General features: G+C 64.4%; 16 protein-coding genes. 7 read left to right on the top strand and 9 right to left on the bottom strand.

The features are described 5' to 3' along the window. Positions 1–18: 18 nt before the first annotated feature. Together Q0X62_RS00750 and Q0X62_RS00755 are read right to left on the bottom strand one after the other, a co-directional pair. A complete protein-coding gene (locus tag Q0X62_RS00750) occupies positions 19–1,032 on the bottom strand; it encodes a hypothetical protein (protein ID WP_297730555.1) in 1,014 nt (337 codons plus the stop codon). A gap of 100 nt (positions 1,033–1,132) precedes the next feature. Then, entirely contained in the window at positions 1,133–1,747 is a 615-nt protein-coding gene (locus tag Q0X62_RS00755) for a DnaJ domain-containing protein (protein ID WP_297730558.1), read from the bottom strand. Between the two features lie 65 nt (positions 1,748–1,812). Here Q0X62_RS00755 and Q0X62_RS00760 point away from each other — a divergent pair, with 65 nt between their 5' ends. Both Q0X62_RS00760 and Q0X62_RS00765 read left to right on the top strand, forming a co-directional pair. Further along, on the top strand, positions 1,813–2,082 hold the full coding sequence (locus Q0X62_RS00760) for a BolA family transcriptional regulator (RefSeq protein WP_297730560.1): 270 nt from the start codon (positions 1,813–1,815) through the stop codon (positions 2,080–2,082). Between the two features lie 60 nt (positions 2,083–2,142). Next, positions 2,143–2,952, top strand: a complete 810-nt coding sequence (locus tag Q0X62_RS00765) for a hypothetical protein (RefSeq protein WP_297730562.1) — start codon at positions 2,143–2,145, stop codon at positions 2,950–2,952. On the opposite strand, the gene Q0X62_RS00770 is transcribed toward Q0X62_RS00765, so the two are convergent. From Q0X62_RS00770 to Q0X62_RS00780, 3 genes are read right to left on the bottom strand one after another with little or no spacing between them, the layout of a single operon-like run. Further along, positions 2,949–4,235 carry an HlyC/CorC family transporter gene (locus Q0X62_RS00770; RefSeq protein WP_297730564.1) on the bottom strand — a complete coding sequence of 429 codons (1,287 nt, stop codon included), beginning with the start codon at positions 4,233–4,235 and terminating at the stop codon, positions 2,949–2,951. The genes Q0X62_RS00765 and Q0X62_RS00770 overlap by 4 nt on opposite strands. Continuing rightward, on the bottom strand, positions 4,232–5,335 hold the full coding sequence (aroB, locus tag Q0X62_RS00775; protein ID WP_297730566.1) for a 3-dehydroquinate synthase: 1,104 nt from the start codon (positions 5,333–5,335) through the stop codon (positions 4,232–4,234). The genes Q0X62_RS00770 and aroB overlap by 4 nt, the downstream gene beginning before the upstream one ends. Beyond that, complete coding sequence (locus Q0X62_RS00780; protein WP_297730568.1) at positions 5,332–5,871, bottom strand: shikimate kinase; 540 nt, start codon at positions 5,869–5,871, stop codon at positions 5,332–5,334. Before Q0X62_RS00780 ends, aroB begins: the two co-directional genes overlap by 4 nt. A gap of 107 nt (positions 5,872–5,978) precedes the next feature. Here Q0X62_RS00780 and Q0X62_RS00785 point away from each other — a divergent pair, with 107 nt between their 5' ends. The 4 genes from Q0X62_RS00785 (at position 5,979) to Q0X62_RS00800 (ending at position 9,769) form a co-directional block, all read left to right on the top strand. Further along, positions 5,979–6,119 carry a hypothetical protein gene (locus Q0X62_RS00785; RefSeq protein WP_295695401.1) on the top strand — a complete coding sequence of 47 codons (141 nt, stop codon included), beginning with the start codon at positions 5,979–5,981 and terminating at the stop codon, positions 6,117–6,119. After that, entirely contained in the window at positions 6,088–7,737 is a 1,650-nt protein-coding gene (locus Q0X62_RS00790; RefSeq protein ID WP_297730570.1) for a hypothetical protein, read from the top strand. The genes Q0X62_RS00785 and Q0X62_RS00790 overlap by 32 nt, the downstream gene beginning before the upstream one ends. Further along, complete coding sequence (locus Q0X62_RS00795; protein ID WP_297730572.1) at positions 7,734–8,705, top strand: site-specific tyrosine recombinase XerD; 972 nt, start codon at positions 7,734–7,736, stop codon at positions 8,703–8,705. Before Q0X62_RS00790 ends, Q0X62_RS00795 begins: the two co-directional genes overlap by 4 nt. A 92-nt stretch (positions 8,706–8,797) precedes the next feature. Next, positions 8,798–9,769, top strand: a complete 972-nt coding sequence (locus Q0X62_RS00800; protein ID WP_297730574.1) for an acetyl-CoA carboxylase carboxyltransferase subunit alpha — start codon at positions 8,798–8,800, stop codon at positions 9,767–9,769. 51 nt (positions 9,770–9,820) lie between these two features. On the opposite strand, the gene Q0X62_RS00805 is transcribed toward Q0X62_RS00800, so the two are convergent. Together Q0X62_RS00805 and Q0X62_RS00810 are read right to left on the bottom strand one after the other, a co-directional pair. Beyond that, positions 9,821–10,702, bottom strand: coding sequence for an EamA family transporter (locus tag Q0X62_RS00805; RefSeq protein WP_297730575.1), 882 nt, complete (start codon positions 10,700–10,702; stop codon positions 9,821–9,823). Between the two features lie 5 nt (positions 10,703–10,707). Then, positions 10,708–11,691 (bottom strand): cyclase family protein, encoded by a 984-nt coding sequence (locus Q0X62_RS00810; protein ID WP_297730577.1) that lies wholly within the window; start codon positions 11,689–11,691, stop codon positions 10,708–10,710. 110 nt (positions 11,692–11,801) lie between these two features. Here Q0X62_RS00810 and Q0X62_RS00815 point away from each other — a divergent pair, with 110 nt between their 5' ends. After that, positions 11,802–12,707: a LysR family transcriptional regulator gene (locus tag Q0X62_RS00815; protein ID WP_297730578.1), complete on the top strand. Its 906-nt coding sequence runs from the start codon at positions 11,802–11,804 to the stop codon at positions 12,705–12,707. Here the strand turns inward: Q0X62_RS00815 and Q0X62_RS00820 are convergent. Beyond that, entirely contained in the window at positions 12,704–13,165 is a 462-nt protein-coding gene (locus tag Q0X62_RS00820) for a GNAT family N-acetyltransferase (RefSeq protein WP_297730580.1), read from the bottom strand. The genes Q0X62_RS00815 and Q0X62_RS00820 overlap by 4 nt on opposite strands. A gap of 18 nt (positions 13,166–13,183) precedes the next feature. Next, positions 13,184–16,051, bottom strand: a complete 2,868-nt coding sequence (secA, locus tag Q0X62_RS00825; protein ID WP_297730582.1) for a preprotein translocase subunit SecA — start codon at positions 16,049–16,051, stop codon at positions 13,184–13,186. Between the last annotated feature and the right edge of the window lie 13 nt (positions 16,052–16,064).

The following is a 16,064-nucleotide window of genomic DNA, read 5'->3' on the forward strand; positions in this document are numbered from 1 at the left end:
GACCGCGCCGGTTCGCACTCACGCCCCGTCCAGCCAGACCTGCCAATCGGCCACCAGCAAGTCGGTATTCGAGGGCAGGCCATGGGCGGCACCGTGTTCGGCCAGCCAGGTTTCCATCGTGCCACCACCTCGCATCCAGGTGGACAGCTCGCCCAGCGGCGCTGCACCGGCCCGGGCGGTGAGATAGTCCAGAAAGCCGCGTGCCATGACGTAATAGCTGCCGGGGTCGATGGCGGCCTGGGAGAGGAACTCATCCGCCTCCTCGCCGCTCAGTCGCAAGACCTGCATCCCGCCGCTGGCTGCCGTGTCGGCTGAGTTATTGCGATCGGCCAGATTGGCTCGCGCCGCCTGGCCGAGGCTGGCCAGCGGGTGTTCCATCGCGAGGAAGGCATCCAGGGCGATCGGGGTTTCACCGTCGGCATCGCGCAATTGTTCGCGCCGGGTTTCCAGCAGGGGGCCCTCTTCCATGGCCACTGCGGCCATCTCGTCCAGCCAGTCCGGCGCGTGACCGCCATAATGGGCCGGGGCATCGCGATCGTCCGGCCAGAAGGCGTCAATATACCAGAGATGGCCAAGCTCGTGGGCAATCGCGGCCTGCTCGACGGCCGGATCGAGTGGCTCGTCCGTCGCGCCCTGGCCGCCCAGGGCGCGTTCAACGAGCGCATTCAGCTGCGCCTCCGGCAAACCCGGAGCCTGGTCTTCAATCTGGGCCCGGATGCGGTCGCGCCGCCGCTGTGCTTCCTCGACCGCATCGACCCAGGGCAGGACACGTCCATAGCCAGCGGCTTCCAGCGGCCCGGCTAGCGCGGCGCGGGCCTGATTGCCCTGAATGATGGCGGCCGGACCCGGTGTTTCGCCGAATTGTGCGACAAAGGCCGCGTGACCACTGTCCAGGGCGGCAAGATAGTGATTGGCCTGGTCTGCATCCCGTGCCACGGCGAGACCCGCCGGGCTGGCCTTGCAGGCATAATCCGTGCCCCCTTGTGCATTCAGCGCCAGCAATGCCGCCGCGATCGCTCCACAGTCCACCATGTGTCATTCCCCAAACCAAACATGGCGCAGCATGCAAATCCGGGATTGCTGCGGTGTTTCACAGTGATGAAGTGGCTGTAATTCAGCGCCGACGGCGGCGTCAGGCCATCCCGGCACTCTTGAGTATCTGATAGGCGGCGATCACGCGGCCCAATTGCTCCTCGCTGGAACGGTCGCCGCCATTGGCGTCCGGGTGGAATTGCTTGACCAGTTCGGCATAGCGTTTGCGCACGATGGACGGTTTCACGTCCGGATCCAGCGCCATGGTTTCCAGTGCCTTGGTCTGCAGTCGGCCCATGGATTTTTCCCGCGGAGCTTCCTTGTGGGGGTCCTTGCGGTCGCCGAACATGCCGAAAGGGTCGTTAAACCCGTCTGCGAAATCGCGACTGGCGCGAGAAGCCTTGGCGGAGGCGGAATGCGTATTGCGCCAATTCCAGGTCGGGCGATGGCCATAGGCCGCGCTCTCACGGAAGGACTGGGCCGCCTGCTCGCCCATGCCCTCGAAGAAATTCCAGGACTTGTTGTATTCCGAGGCATGGCTCTGGCAGAACCAGTAAAAGTCATTCAGCCGGTCATTCGCCTTCGGCGCCCGGCTGTCGCCATGCTTGCGGCAGCCCGGCCACTCGCAGACACGCTCTTCCGGCGCCGGCTCGTCCTTGGGCGGCTTGATGCGGATGTCTTTGAACCGCGGTTTGTAATTGTAAGCTTCCGACATGATCCCCAATTATGGTCATGCGTCAGTAAAGCGGCAATGAAGCCGATGAACAAAGAGGTGTGAATATGGGCGACGTCGCCGCGCGGATCGAGAGCAAGCTGCAAAAAGCCTTCACGCCGACCACCCTGACGGTGACCGATGACAGCCATCTGCATGCCGGTCATGCCGGTGCGCGGCCCGGCGGTCAAAGCCATTTCACCGTAGACATCGCCGCGAGCCGGTTTGATGGCCTGAACCGGGTCGCGCGTCACCGGCTGGTCAATGAGGCCCTCGCCGAGGAACTGGCCGGTCCGGTCCATGCCCTGGTGATCCGGGCGCGCGGTTCCACCGAATAAGCCACAGGTGCCAAGTCCCGGGTCAGGCGAGGCGGCGCCTTCGCAATCGGGGACTGACACATGCTTCGCTCTTTGCGCACGCTCGCGCTTCCAATGCTTGTCGCCGCTGGCAGCACAGCTTGCAGCACCAGTTTCGAGACGCCCACCACCCTGTCCTCGACCGAGCGTCTGGCGGCCGGTGAGCGGCGGCTTCTGGCTGTCGAGGAATATGCCGACAGCGCCGCCCTGGCCGAGATGGGCGTGCTCTATCTGCCGCCGGTCAGTATCGCCCCACAAGCTGATATCGATGGCGATATCCCACCGGCCCGGCTGGATGATGTGCGGCGGCAATTGTCACAAGATGTCTGCCAGCGCCTGGCGCGGGCCGGCTTTGATGTTCGCCCGGTGCCGACAGAAGCGGGTGAAAGCGGCGAGATGCCCGATGTCGAGATTGATGGCGAGGTCCTGGCATCCGTCAGTGGCATCCGCCGCAATAATGTCGCGACGACCGGCGTCTCGCGCCTTCTCGGTGCGGCCGTGCCGGGTCCGCTCAATCCGCGCGTCCCGCTGGGGATCGGGGCTCTGGGTGTCGAGGCGGAAATCCTCGACCGCGAAGGCCGTCAGGTCGCCGCGATCCGCTGGGCGTCGCGCAACCATCTCGCTTCGGGCGGCGGCGTCACGACCATCCTGGACGGCCCTGACGCTTTTACCAACTTGGCCGATGTCATGGACCTGTCCAGCGTGTTCGCCGATGCGCTGGGCGATCTGGTGGCAGAAGCCCGCGCGGGCCAGGACGTGGTCGAGTCCGAGACGCCGCGCGGGACCTGCGATGCGTATCGCGAGCTGATCGACGCGGAGATCGCGCCCCAGCCGGAGATGTCGCCGGCTTAACCGCCCGTTCCCACATCATCCGGGCTGACCGAGACACGCAGTTTGGTGATCTGGTTGCGACGGCGTTCGACGACTTCGAAACGGGCGCCATGGAAGCCGAAGACCTGGCCGCGTTCCGGGATGGTCTGGGCTTCATGGATGACGAGGCCGGCAATGGTGACAGCCTCTTCGTCCGGCAATTCCCAGTCCAGCGCCCGGTTGAGATCGCGGATCGGCAGCGTGCCATCCACAATCCACACCGCATCGCCATCGGGCTGGATGCCTTCGACGGTGACGTCGTGCTCGTCCTCGATGGCACCGACGATTTCCTCGAGAATATCTTCCAGCGTCACCAGACCCATCAGGGCGCCATACTCATCCACGACCAGGGCGAAGTGCTCGCGCTTTTCGCGGAAGGCATTGAGCTGGTCGAGGACTTCTGTCGTCTCCGGTACGAACCAGGGCTCACGGCGCAGGGCATCGATATCGATCACCGAGGCATTGCCGTCCGCCTCATGAAGGGCGCGGGCAATGTCGCGGACATGCAGAATGCCGACGATATTCTCGGTGTCGCCCTTGTAGATCGGCAGGCGCGTATGCGGTGAGTGCAGGGCTTCGGTGACGATCGCCTCGGAGGGTTTGTCGGCGTCGATCATCAGGATGGATTTGCGGTGCACCATGATGTCGTCGACGGTCAGGTCACGCAGGTCGAGCACGCCGCCGAGCATGTCGCGGTCATCCTTGACCACCCCGCCTTCTTCGTGATGCAGGGCGATCGCGCCGCGCAATTCGTCATGCGAGGACAGGACCGGCCCGTCGACATTGGCACCGAAAGTGCGCAGCACATTGCGCACCACGAATTGCACGGCCCCGACTACGGGCGCAAAGACGCGGACGACCAGCAGGATGGGGCGAGAAACCGCGAGCGCAAAGCGTTCCGGATTGGACAGGGCATAGGTCTTGGGCATGACCTCGGCGAAGACCAGGACCAGGATGGTCATGACCAGTGTCGCCCAGACGACGCTATTGCCGCCCAGCAGGGTTTCGAACAATTGCCCGGCGATCATCGAGGCCAGGATATTGACGAGATTATTGCCGAGCAGGATAGAGCCGAGCAGGCCTTCCCCGTCGGAGATCAGGATATTGACCCGCGCCGCGGCCGGGTTCTTGTCACGCTCCAGCTGCAGCATGCGGGCCCGTGAGGTCGCCGTCAGCGAGGTCTCGGAACCGGAAAAGAAGGCTGAAAGAAGGAGCAGGCCGACAATGGTCAGGGCCGGTCCGATAATCGTCCAGTCAAGGCTCATGAGAGCTGGGTCTCCATAAAGGCAAGAAGGTCGGCTTCATCAGCGGCCGGGTCAATCCAGGCATCGCCGATGGCGCGGGCGAGAATGAGGGTGATACGACCGTCGCGGTTTTTCTTGTCGTCTCGCATGCGGTCAACAAGGCTTGCGGCATCCCAATCGGTATGGGCGAGCTCGGCCGGGCTGGCCGGCAGGCCGACGGCGCGCAAATGGGCGCTCACGCGGTTGGCATCGACCGCAGGGCAGTCGCCGCGATGGGCGGAATAGGCAAAGGCCAGCGCGGTGCCGACCGCGACGGCTTCCCCGTGCCGGATCATGTCTTTCGGGGCGTCGGCTTCGAAGGCGTGCCCGAATGTATGACCGAGATTGAGCAGGGCGCGGACCCCGCCTTCACGCTCATCCTCGGCGACGATGCGGGCCTTGAAGGCGATGGCGGCGGCGACGGCGGCGTCCAGGGCGGCCCCGTCGAGCACGTCCTTGCCCGCCGCTTCAAGGCGATCGAAGAGCGGGGCGTCGCCGATCAACGCCGCCTTGACGATCTCGGCATAGCCGGCGCGGCGTTCGCGATCGGGCAGGGTGGCGAGCAAGTCGCGGTCGGCGATCACCAGGCGCGGTTGATGGAAGGCACCGGCGAAATTCTTGCCGTGACGCGTATTGATACCGGTCTTGCCGCCGACCGAGCTGTCGACCTGGGCCAATAGCGTGGTTGGAATCTGGATGAAGTCCACGCCGCGCTTGGTCACGGCGGCGGCAAAGCCCGTCAGATCGCCAATAACACCGCCGCCCAGCGCAATGATGGCTTCCGAGCGTTCGACATTGCGGTCCAGCAGGGCGTCGACGACGCTTTCCAGCCCGGCCCAGCTTTTCGAGGTCTCGCCCGGTTCGACAATGATCGGATCGACACGCAGGCCAAGGCCGGCAAGCTGATCGCTGACGCGTTCGAGATGCAGGTTGGCGACATGGCGGTCAGTCACCAGAATGGCCCGGCCCCGCGGAAAGCGCTCGCCCAGCTCAGCGCCTGCCGCCGCGAGGGCCCCGGACCCGACCAGCACGTCATAGGCGCGCTCACCCAGACCGACATTGACCCGCAAGATCTCGCTCACGCTGACGTCTCCCGGGCCTCAATCGCCCGCAAAATCAAATCCAGCGTCAAATTGTGCGAGCCGCCGGAGGCATCCACATGGATGTCGGCCTCTGCATACGCGGCCTGACGCTTGTCGAGCAAGGCGCGCAGCACGGTTTCCGGATCGTCTTCTCTCAAAAGCGGGCGGGTATCGCGCTTGGAGACGCGTTTGACCAGGGTTTCGACATCGGCCTGCAGCCAGATCGAAGTCGCCTCGGCCTTTACCCGTGCGCGGGTTTCCGGATCGACAAAGGCGCCGCCCCCCAGGGCCAGAACCATGGGCGGTTCCTCGAGCAGGCGGGCGATCACCTTGCGCTCGCCATCGCGAAAGGCGGCCTCGCCGAAATCCTCGAAGATCTCGGACACGCTGCGACCGGCGGCCTGTTCGACCTCCTCATCGGCGTCGCGGAAGTCCAGCTTCAGCGCATGCGCGAGGCGGCGACCAACGGTCGTTTTTCCCACCCCCATCAGGCCGATCAGGACCAGCGATTTCTGCGGTTTGTGAACGCACGACATGCTAGCGGTATAAACGGTCTGGAAATCGCCGCAATCAGGGTTAGGCTCGTGCGCGCTACGACCCGCAGTGCGAAGGCGGGTCTTCACGGGGTCAAGGAGTCGGTTTCATGCGTGGTTTTCTGGTGGGTGTGGCGGTTATCGCCGGTCTCGTCGCGATCGGATTCGGCACGCTGGTCCTGATTGCCAACGGCCTTGAACCGACCCGGGAGAATGTGCGTGTCGAGCTGGAAGACGATTTCCCGCGCTAGCCTGCTGGCAGCGCTTCTGTGCGGCACCGCCGCAGCCCAAAACCCGATCGAAGTCGAGCAACTGGATGCGCTGGACCCACTTGAGGTCTCGCTGACCGATCGAGGTCTGGGTGACCGGCTATGGTCCCGCTCCGACCGGGACATGGCCGAAGCCGTGTTGTCCCGTTTGCCCGGGACTGGTGACAATGGTTATGCCAGCGAAGCGCTCGGCGATATCGCCCGGCTCATCCTGTTGACCGGTGGTCGTCCGCCGGTCGGGGGCCGCGGCGATGCTCGCCTCGCCGAACTGCGCGTGGACCGGCTGCTTGCAGCGGGCGGACCGCATGATGCCTTTGACCTGCTCGAGCGCACGCCGGGCATTCATCGCCGTCCGGCGCTGGCAGAGCGTCATGCTGAACTTGGCTTTGCCCTGGGGGACACGGATCGTGCCTGCCAGACCACCAATGCGCTGATCGAAAACCGTGACGCGCCGGACTGGCTGCGGCGACGCGCCTTCTGCCTTGCGCTCGATGACCAGGGCGCCGCAGCCGAACTGACGGCGGAGTTGGCGCGGGCGAGCTCCGAGGATGATGATTTCGACGCGCGTCTGTTTGCCATCACGCTGGGAACCCCGGTCGCGGATAGCGTCTCCGCGCCGGATAGCGGGCTGGATTTCGCAATGTCACGCTATCTGGTCGATCCGGAAGCTTTCATGCCGGAAGTCGCCGACCGTGCGCCGGCCTGGCTGGCCTCGCTGGTTCACCGGCCGATGTATGAACCCGTGCCGGTTGAAGACGGCGCAGCGGCGCTTGACGCGGCGCTGGCCCTATCCGGTCGCGACCGGCATCACGCGCTGGAAGATCTCATGGCCCGGGCCCGTGACCGCGAGCTGGCCGGTCAGGCGCTTGGCTATCTCCTGTCCGATGAAAGTGAAGCCGCCCGCTTTATCCATGTCGCGCGTCATCATGGCCGTGAAATCGAAACCCTGCCGGTGACGGCGGCCACGCTCGAGCACGGCTATGACATCGCCCTGGCGGCGGTGATCATCGGCGATTTGCGATCCGCGGTGCGCTGGCGCGATGCCTTGATTGACGGTCCGCCCCAACGTCCCGGACCGGCCGAGCGGGTCGGTCAGCCAATCCTGGAAACAGCCGATGGTCAGCTGGTCTATGCCGATGGCACGCCGGTCGATGCGGTCGAGCCGCAAATCGATTGGGAAGCACCGTCGCCGCGCCGCATGGTTGCGCTTGATCTCTCCCTGGCCATCGCCCGCGATGCGCTGGGCGGCGGGAATTTCGATGCGGTCCTGGCCGCCTGGCTGGAAAGCCAGGGCGATGAGGCGCTCGGCGAACGCCTGGCCCTTGCCGAACTCGGCGCGCAATTGACCGCCTCGCCCCGTTTGTCGGTTCTCGGCCTTGACGCGCCGGTCGCCTCGTCGGAACTCGCCGCCATGGAGATGAGTCAGCGGGCCGGCGCTCGCGCGGAGACCGCGATGCTGGCGGTCAGCCTGCTCAACCGCCCGGAGACCGCCGCCGACCCGGTCGCCTTCAGTCGCGCCATCGCGGCGCTGGACGCGGCTGGTCTGCGCGGCAATGCCCTCTCTCTCGTTCTGGAGCGGGTGATCGCGAGGGCGCGGTGAGTGACGCGCCGTCAGCACGCCGGTCCCAGGACCGGACCCTGATCGCACTCTTTCTCGACATGATGGCGGCCGAGCGCGGCGCCGCCGCCAACACGCTCGATGCCTACCGGCGGGACCTGATGGATGTCGCCGGGCGGCTGAGCGGCCAGGGCGTGGAGCTGGAGTCGGCCACGACGCCGAATCTCGAGACCGTTCTGGCCGGTATTGCAGCCGACGGCCTGGCCGCCTCCACCGCCGCGCGGCGCCTTTCAGCGATCAAGCGCTTCTACCGCTTCCTGCTGTCCGATGGTGTCCGCACCGACAATCCGGCCACGCCCTTGCGAGCGCCGAAACAGGGTCGCGCCCTGCCGAAGATTCTCTCCGAGGCCGATGTCGATGCGCTGTTCACGGCAGCCGCCGATCTGCCCGGTCCGGCCGGGGCGCGAACCCGGGCGCTGATGGAATTGCTCTATGCCGGCGGGTTGCGGGTGACCGAGCTGGTCTCCTTGCCGCTGGGGGCATTCGTGCGGGCCGAGCGCTGTATCCAGATCACCGGCAAAGGGGGACGCGAGCGGCTGGTTCCGCTGACCGAGGCCGCGCTCGACGCTGTGGCGGCGTACAAGGCCGTGCGTGAGGCTCACCTGCCTGCCGACAAGAGCAAGGCCGGCAAGGCAGGCCGCTTCCTCTTTCCCTCGCGAACCGCGAAAGGCGGGCACCTCACCCGGGAACGTTTCGCCCAGATACTCGGTGAACTGACCCTGGCGGCGGGAATGGACCCGACAAAGGTGTCACCGCATGTTCTGCGCCATGCCTTCGCGACACACCTTCTCGCGAGAGGCGCGGATCTGCGCAGCGTCCAGATGCTGCTCGGTCATGCCGATGTCTCGACCACGCAGATCTACACGCATGTGCTTGATGAAAGGCTGAAATCCCTCGTCCAGTCGGCGCACCCCCTGGCCCGGCGCGGCGAGGATGGGAGCGCCGGTTGACGTATGCGTAAGTGCGGCTTTTGAGGCTTGTAGCCCCGGTGCGGGGTCGTTAGGTTGCCCTCCACTTTTGTGATCACAGGCGTTGGCAGGACATGTCCGACCCCACTCGTACCTATCTCGATTTCGAACGGCCGCTGGCCGAGCTGGAAGCCAAGATTGAAGAGCTCGAATCCCTCGCGGGTGATGACGCTCCCGATACGGCGGAAGAGACGGCGCGCCTGCGTCAAAAGGCCAGCGAACAGCTCGCCGCGCTCTATTCCAAGCTCGACCCCTGGCGCAAGACGTTGGTCGCCCGCCATCCCGAGCGGCCGCATTTCCGTGATTATCGCAAGGCGCTGATTGAGGATTTCGAGGAAATGTGCGGAGATCGCCGTTTCTCCGAAGACCCCGCGATTGTCGGGGGTCTGGGCCGCTTCCGCGGGCGGTCCGTGGTCGTGATCGGCCATGAGAAGGGCCACAACACCGAAACCCGCATCAAGCACAATTTCGGCATGGCGCGCCCGGAAGGTTATCGCAAGGCGATCCGCCTGATGGATCTGGCCGAGAAGTTCAACCTGCCAGTGTTGACCTTTGTCGATACGGCTGGCGCCTATCCGGGCCTTGGCGCGGAAGAGCGCGGCCAGTCCGAAGCCATCGCCCGCTCGACCGAGCGCTGCTTGACGCTGGGTACGCCACTGATTTCCACCATTACCGGTGAAGGTGGCTCCGGCGGGGCTGTGGCCCTGGCCAGTGCCAATACGGTGATGATGCTGGAACACTCCATCTATTCGGTGATCTCGCCGGAAGGCTGTGCCTCCATCCTGTGGAATGATTCAACCCGCTCCAAGGATGCCGCTGTAGCGATGAAAATCACCGCGCCGGACCTTCTGGCGATGAAGATCGTCGACCAGGTCATTCCCGAACCGGTCGGCGGTGCCCATCGTCACGCCCAGGCGACCATGACTGCTGTCGGCAATGCCATCGAGAAACATCTCGGCCAGCTCGAGCAGATGGATGCCAAGGCCCTGCGCCAGCAACGCCGCGAGCGCTTCCTCGCCATCGGCCGGACCCTGCCGGGGGCCTGAGCCCCGACATTGCGCGGTCCGGCGCGGTTGGTTCGTTCAGACGTCCTGATCTCATGACTTCGTGACGAGACTGGCAGGCTTCGCGCTCTGAGGCGCGGATGCCTGGCTCAACCACAGACTGGCGAACACAATCAGAACCCCCGCGATCTGCAGCGCGGACAGGGTCTGGCCGAGCACGATCCAGCCCAGGCAAACCGCGGTCATCGGGCTGAGAAAGCCGAGCAGTGTCGCTCGCGCGGGGCCGATCACCGCGAGGCCGCGAAACCAGACCCAATAGGTCATTGCGGCGCCCGGGATGGCCAGCCAGGCGAGGCCGGTCAGCGAGGTTGGCGTGATCGGTGGCAGCCCACCCTCCGTCAGCAAGGCAAGGGGGAGGAGCAGGAGGCCCCCCGCGGTCAATTGCCAGGCTGTCAGCGTCAGCGGTGAGACCGGAAAATGCCAACGCCTTGTGAGCACGCTGCCGGCCGCCATCGCCGCCGCGCCGCCCAGTCCCGCCATGAGACCGAACGCGTCCAGCCGGGCCTCACCTGTCATGACCAGAAGTGCCACACCCGCCAGACCCGCCAGACCGGCGAGGACATGCCTGAGCTGGATCGTGCTGGCCAACGCGAAATGCGCGAGCCCGATGACGAGCAGGGGCTGAATGGCACCGACCGTCGCAGCCACGCCGCCTGGAAGGCGATAGGCGGCGATGTTGAGCAGGCTCCAGAAGATCGTGAAATTGAGTCCGCCGAGTACGAAAAGCTTCACGACCCAGTCGACACGGGGGAGGCGCCGCACGAGCATCAGGAGGAGCAGGCCGGCCGGCAGGGCACGCAGGGCGGCGATCCCCAGGGCGTGGCCTGGCGGCAAGCTCAGCGTGATGGCGAGGTAGGAACAGCCCCAGATCGCCGGGGCGAGCGCCGTGAGCGCGATATCCGACAGTCGCGGCATGACGATCACTCCACCGGCAGGGCGATGGGCCGCATCGGCGCGGCATCGGCGCCGCGCAGGCGCAGGGAGGCGGCGATGAAGGCGAACTCCTGCACACCGTCACGGGCCAGGCCCTCAAGATTGACCACTTCCAGGATGGGTATTCCCGATTGGGCCAACAGAAAGGTGTGGACCGGGACGTAATTGCCGTCGACCTCTGACGGGAAAGCTTCAAAGCTCAGATTATCGGCTCCCACGACCATGGCGCCGGCCTCGGCGAGATATCGGGCGGCGTCCATGCCGAGCCCGGGCGCATTGCCCATATAGGCGTCTGCGTCTTCGAAATCCTGCATCCAGCCGGTCCGCACCAGGACAACATCGCCGGTATGGATGGCCAGACCTGCCCGCTCCAGGGCGGCCTCGATATCGGCGGTGGTCACCCGATAGCCCGGTTCCAGCCTGTCCACGTCGAACAGGGCTGGAAGGTCGACCAGCAGACCACGGGCGATGATGGGCGGAAGGGCTCCGGCGTCGGCGCGATGCCAGCCACGATCGCCGAGATGTTCGTCGGCGCTGAAACCATTCCAGATTTGGCCGTTGAGTCCGAAATGGCTGAGCGCATCGATATGGGTGCCGGTGTGGGTGTAGAGGCTGATGGCCGAGCCGGAATAGCTGACATGGGCGTTCACGCTCCCACCAACGCCCAGCGGATCATCCACGGTGGTGCCGTGCGGTGTGTGTGTCATCCAAAGGCGATAGTGCGGATCGCCGGCGGCCTGCCAGCTGGGCATGCCGATGAAATATTCCACCGACAGGTCATAGCTTGCCCCGCCGGTAATCCGCGAGAGGATGGCGGCGCGGCTTGTCTCGGTCATCTGATTGAGCCGACCGATCTCGTCGTCAGCGCCCCAGGGGCTCTGACCAGCATTCTGGGCCTGCCCGCCCGATGTGGCGACAAGCGCGAACAGGGCGAGGCTGGCGAGGCGGGGCGGGGTAAGGGATAGGCGCATTTGACTCTCCTTTGGCTGGCGGCGGGGCAGCATTGCCGGGAGAGATACGGGTTTGGCATGGATTAAATAATTGGGTAATTACTCACCTCAATGTTTCGTAAGAGTGAATAATGGATCGCTTTCTTGTGCTCAAAACCTTTCGACGTGTGGTCGAACTGGACGGCTTCGCGGCCGCCGCGCGTGATTTGGGCCTCTCCAACGCGTCGGTCTCCAAGCATGTCGCCCAGCTTGAGGCCCGGCTGGGGGTCGCGCTTCTGGTCAGAACGACGCGACGGCTGAGCCTGACCGATGCCGGGCGCGACTATTATCGCAATGCGGTGCACATTCTCGAGGCGCTCGCGGAGGCGGATGATCAGGCCGGTCTGGCCGGCATTGCGCCGCGCGGGCGAATTCGCATGACCGCGCCGATGTCGCTGGGATTGGCTGATCTGACCGACCGGCTCGTGGACTTCCGCGAGCGGCATCCCGACATCACACTCGATGTCTTGCTTGATGATCGCCAGGTCGACCTCGTCGAGCACGGACTGGACCTGGCCATACGCGGGGCGGGCCCGATGGCGGATTCCTCCCTGCACGGGCGCCGTTTGACGCCGATGGACCGCTGGCTACTCGCCTCACCGGGCTATCTGGAAGCGCACGGAACACCGGCCTCGCCGGACCAACTCACCGCGCATGCGTGTCTGGCCTACAGCCATGCGGCAACACCGGATGTCTGGCGCTTCAATCGAGCTGGCCGAGCAGTCGAAGTCGGATTTTCCGGGCCGATGCGGATCAGTAACTCGATCGCCATCGTCAGGGCTCTGGCCCGGGGCCAGGGCATTGGTCTGGTGCCGGCCTTTCTTGCGGAGCAAGAAATGACACAAGGCAAACTGGTACGGGTTCTGGCCGACTGGGAGAGCGAGCCGCGCGCCTTGCATGTGCTCTATCCAGGCCATCGCGAGCATTCGGCGCGCGTACGGGCCCTGATCGACTTTCTGGTGGAGTCCTACCGCAATCGCCCGCTGGGTCGCGATTAGAGCGTCACTTCCAACCAGGGCAGTTCGCGGCCCTTGAAGACATCGCTGGGGCGCATGGCAACACGGCGGGCGCCCATATGGATATAGGCGGCTTCGGCATAGGGGTCGGAGAGGATGGTCATTACTGTCTCGCCGCGGGCCTTGAGCTTGGCCTTGGCATCCTCGAAGAGGTCGCGGCCGACGCCCTTGCCGATGGCGGCGGGGGTGATGAAGAGCAGGTCCAGCGTGCCGTGGTGCCCGCCCGGATCGATCTGGCACACACCCAGCATCGTGCCATCCTCGAGCTCCGCGACGGTGGTCAGACCCGCATCGATGGCTTCGGCAGTGACACGCAGATAGGGCGCGACTTCGGCCATGAAGGCCTCGTCATATCCCCAATGCGCCTTGGATTTCAGGCAGAGTTCAGAGAGCGCATCTTCCTCACCGGCACAGGCAGGACGAAGGCGGACCTCGCTCATCGCGTCACCTTTGCCGGATCAGGCGCCGGGCGCGGTGCTGATGGCGCCGTGGCACTGCTTGTACTTCTTGCCGGAACCGCAGGGGCAGGGCGCGTTGCGGGCGACGCGGCCCCAGGTCTCCGGCTTGTTCGGATGCGCAGGTGTGGAGACGCGGCGTTGGGTCGGCGAGACACGCGGTGCGACGGGTCCGTCACCCGGATCGGCCATTTCATTGCGACCGGTACGTGGATCGATATGCGTCGCTGTCATGTCTTCCGGAGCCTTGGGCGGCGCCGGGGCCCGCTCGAAGCGGATCAGCATGAGCTGTTTGGTCACTTCGCCGCGCAGATTGTCCATCATGCGCTGGAACAGGTTGAAGGCCTCGGTCTTGAACTCGTTGAGCGGATTGCGCTGGGCGTAGGAGCGCAGGCCGATCATCGAGCGCATCGCGTCGAGATTTTGCAGGTGTTCGCGCCAATTGATGTCGATGGCCTGGAGCAGGATCGATTTTTCGATCCGGCGCATCAGGTCCGGGCCCGCATTGGCGGCTTTCTCGGCATAGGCCTTGTCGGCAGCATCGCTGATGCGTTCAAGGATTTCTTCGTCGGCAATGCCTTCTTCGTCCGCCCAGGCTTCCACTGGCAAATCGAGCCCGAACGTATTCTTCAGCTCTTCCTTGAGGCCTGTGATGTCCCACTGGTCGGCAAAGGCCTTGGGCGGGATATGGGCCGTGACCAGGTCTTCGGCGGTGGACTGGCGCATGTCCTTGATGACGTCGGCAACGTCGTCCGACAGCATGAAATCGATGCGCTGTTCGAAGACCGCCTTGCGCTGGTCATTCATCACGTCGTCGTATTTCAGGACATTCTTGCGGATGTCGAAATTGCGCTGCTCGACCTTGCGCTGCGAGGTCTCGAGGGCCTTGGACATCCAGGGGTGCTGGATGGCCTCACCCTCTTTCATGCCCAGCGTGCGCATGATCCCGTCCAGACGCTCCGGCGCGAAAATGCGCAGCAAATCGTCCTGGACGGAGATGAAGAATTTCGAACGGCCCGGATCGCCCTGGCGACCGGTCCGGCCGCGCAGCTGATTGTCGATGCGGCGGCTTTCATGGCGCTCGGTGGCGAGCACGTAGAGCCCGCCCGCATCCAGCGCTTTTCGCTTCTTCTCGGCGATGTCGGCCTTGATGGCGTCCATCTCGCGGTCGATCTCGGTCTGGGTCGGGGTCTTGCCGGCTTCTTCCTGTTCGGCCTTCCAGGCGTCCAGACGCATGTCCGGATTGCCGCCGAGCTGAATATCGGTACCGCGACCGGCCATATTGGTGGCGATCGTCACTGCACCCGGCACACCGGCCTGGGCGACGATAAAGGCTTCCTGCTCATGGTAGCGGGCATTGAGCACCTGATGGTCAAGCGGGATCAGCTTGAGCATTTCCGGCAGGGTCCGGCTTGACGGGCGGGCCGACTTCTCGAACTCGGCCTTCGCCGCTTCGTCTTTCGGATAGAGATGGCCCAACATCTTCTTGAACAGGGCCTTGTCGCTCATCAGCCGGTCGAGGACTTCGGACTTCTCGATCGAGGCCGTGCCCACGAGGACAGGTTGACCCCGCTCCTTGCAGTCGACGATTTCGTCGATGATGGCGGCGTATTTCTCTTCCAGCGTGCGATAAACTTCGTCTTCCTCGTCAATCCGCGCGATCGGCTTGTTGGTCGGGATTTCGACCACGCCGAGCTTGTAGATGTCGAAGAATTCGTCCGCTTCGGTCAGCGCCGTACCGGTCATGCCGGCCAGCTTGTTGTAGAGGCGGAAGTAATTCTGGAAAGTGACGGAGGCCAGGGTCTGGTTTTCCGGCTGGATCTCGGTGCCTTCCTTGGCCTCGATGGCCTGGTGGAGACCATCGGAGAGGCGGCGGCCCGGCATCATGCGACCGGTGAATTCATCGATCAGGACAACGGCATTGTCCTTGATGATGTAATCCTTGTCGCGCACGAAGATCTTGTGCGCCTTGAGGGCCTGGTTGACGTGGTGGACGGCCTGGATGTTCTCGACATCGTAGAGATCGCCTTCCGCGAGGAGTTCGCGCTCTTTCAGCAGGCGCTCGATTTCCTCATTGCCGTCTTCGGTGAGGAGGACCGAGCGGGCCTTCTCGTCAATCTCATAGCAATCCTCGCCCAAAAGCGGGATCAGCTCATTGATGGTCTTGTAGAATTCCGTGCGGTCTTCGGTGCGGCCGGAAATGATCAGCGGCGTGCGCGCCTCGTCGATCAGGATGGAGTCGACCTCATCGACGATGGCGAAGCCATGGCCGCGCTGCACCATCTCGTCCGTCGAGTATTTCATGTTGTCGCGCAGATAATCGAAGCCGAGCTCGTTATTGGTCGCGTAGGTGATGTCGCAGGCATAGGCGGCGCGGCGTTCCGGATCGGTCATGCCGTGGGCGATCACGCCGGTCGTCATTCCGAGCTGGGCAAAGACCCGGCCCATCCATTCACTGTCGCGCGTGGCCAGATAGTCATTGACCGTGACGACGTGCACGCCCTTGTTTTCCAGCGCGTTGAGATAGCAAGGCAGGGTGGCGACGAGGGTCTTGCCCTCACCGGTCTTCATCTCGGCAATGGCGCCTTCGTGCAGAACGACACCGCCCATCATCTGGACGTCATAGGGGCGCAGGCCGAGGGCGCGCTTTGACGCTTCTCGAACAGCGGCAAAGGCTTCCGGCAGGAGATTGTCGAGTTTTTCGCCCTTCTCCAGGCGTTCGCGGAATTCGACCGTCTTGGCTTTCAACGCGTCATCCGAGAGCGCTTCGAAATCCGGCTCCATCGCGTTGATTTTCTCAACGATCGGACGCAGGCGGCGGACTTTACGGTCGTTTTCGGTACCGAAGATCTTGCGGGCAATGGACAGCATGTGGCTCAGGCTT

This window comes from uncultured Maricaulis sp. (assembly GCF_947259345.1).
Lineage (GTDB): Bacteria > Pseudomonadota > Alphaproteobacteria > Caulobacterales > Maricaulaceae > Maricaulis.

What these genes read in the sequence shown, in the direction of transcription:
- Q0X62_RS00750 (WP_297730555.1), bottom strand. Translation starts at nt 1,032, where the DNA reads ATGGTGGACTGTGGAGCGATCGCGGCGGCATTGCTGGCGCTGAATGCA.
- Q0X62_RS00755 (WP_297730558.1), bottom strand. Translation starts at nt 1,747, where the DNA reads ATGTCGGAAGCTTACAATTACAAACCGCGGTTCAAAGACATCCGCATC.
- Q0X62_RS00760 (WP_297730560.1), top strand. Translation starts at nt 1,813, where the DNA reads ATGGGCGACGTCGCCGCGCGGATCGAGAGCAAGCTGCAAAAAGCCTTC.
- Q0X62_RS00765 (WP_297730562.1), top strand. Translation starts at nt 2,143, where the DNA reads ATGCTTCGCTCTTTGCGCACGCTCGCGCTTCCAATGCTTGTCGCCGCT.
- Q0X62_RS00770 (WP_297730564.1), bottom strand. Translation starts at nt 4,235, where the DNA reads ATGAGCCTTGACTGGACGATTATCGGACCGGCCCTGACCATTGTCGGC.
- Q0X62_RS00780 (WP_297730568.1), bottom strand. Translation starts at nt 5,871, where the DNA reads ATGTCGTGCGTTCACAAACCGCAGAAATCGCTGGTCCTGATCGGCCTG.
- Q0X62_RS00785 (WP_295695401.1), top strand. Translation starts at nt 5,979, where the DNA reads ATGCGTGGTTTTCTGGTGGGTGTGGCGGTTATCGCCGGTCTCGTCGCG.
- Q0X62_RS00800 (WP_297730574.1), top strand. Translation starts at nt 8,798, where the DNA reads ATGTCCGACCCCACTCGTACCTATCTCGATTTCGAACGGCCGCTGGCC.
- Q0X62_RS00805 (WP_297730575.1), bottom strand. Translation starts at nt 10,702, where the DNA reads ATGCCGCGACTGTCGGATATCGCGCTCACGGCGCTCGCCCCGGCGATC.
- Q0X62_RS00810 (WP_297730577.1), bottom strand. Translation starts at nt 11,691, where the DNA reads ATGCGCCTATCCCTTACCCCGCCCCGCCTCGCCAGCCTCGCCCTGTTC.
- Q0X62_RS00815 (WP_297730578.1), top strand. Translation starts at nt 11,802, where the DNA reads ATGGATCGCTTTCTTGTGCTCAAAACCTTTCGACGTGTGGTCGAACTG.
- Q0X62_RS00820 (WP_297730580.1), bottom strand. Translation starts at nt 13,165, where the DNA reads ATGAGCGAGGTCCGCCTTCGTCCTGCCTGTGCCGGTGAGGAAGATGCG.
- secA (WP_297730582.1), bottom strand. Translation starts at nt 16,051, where the DNA reads ATGCTGTCCATTGCCCGCAAGATCTTCGGTACCGAAAACGACCGTAAA.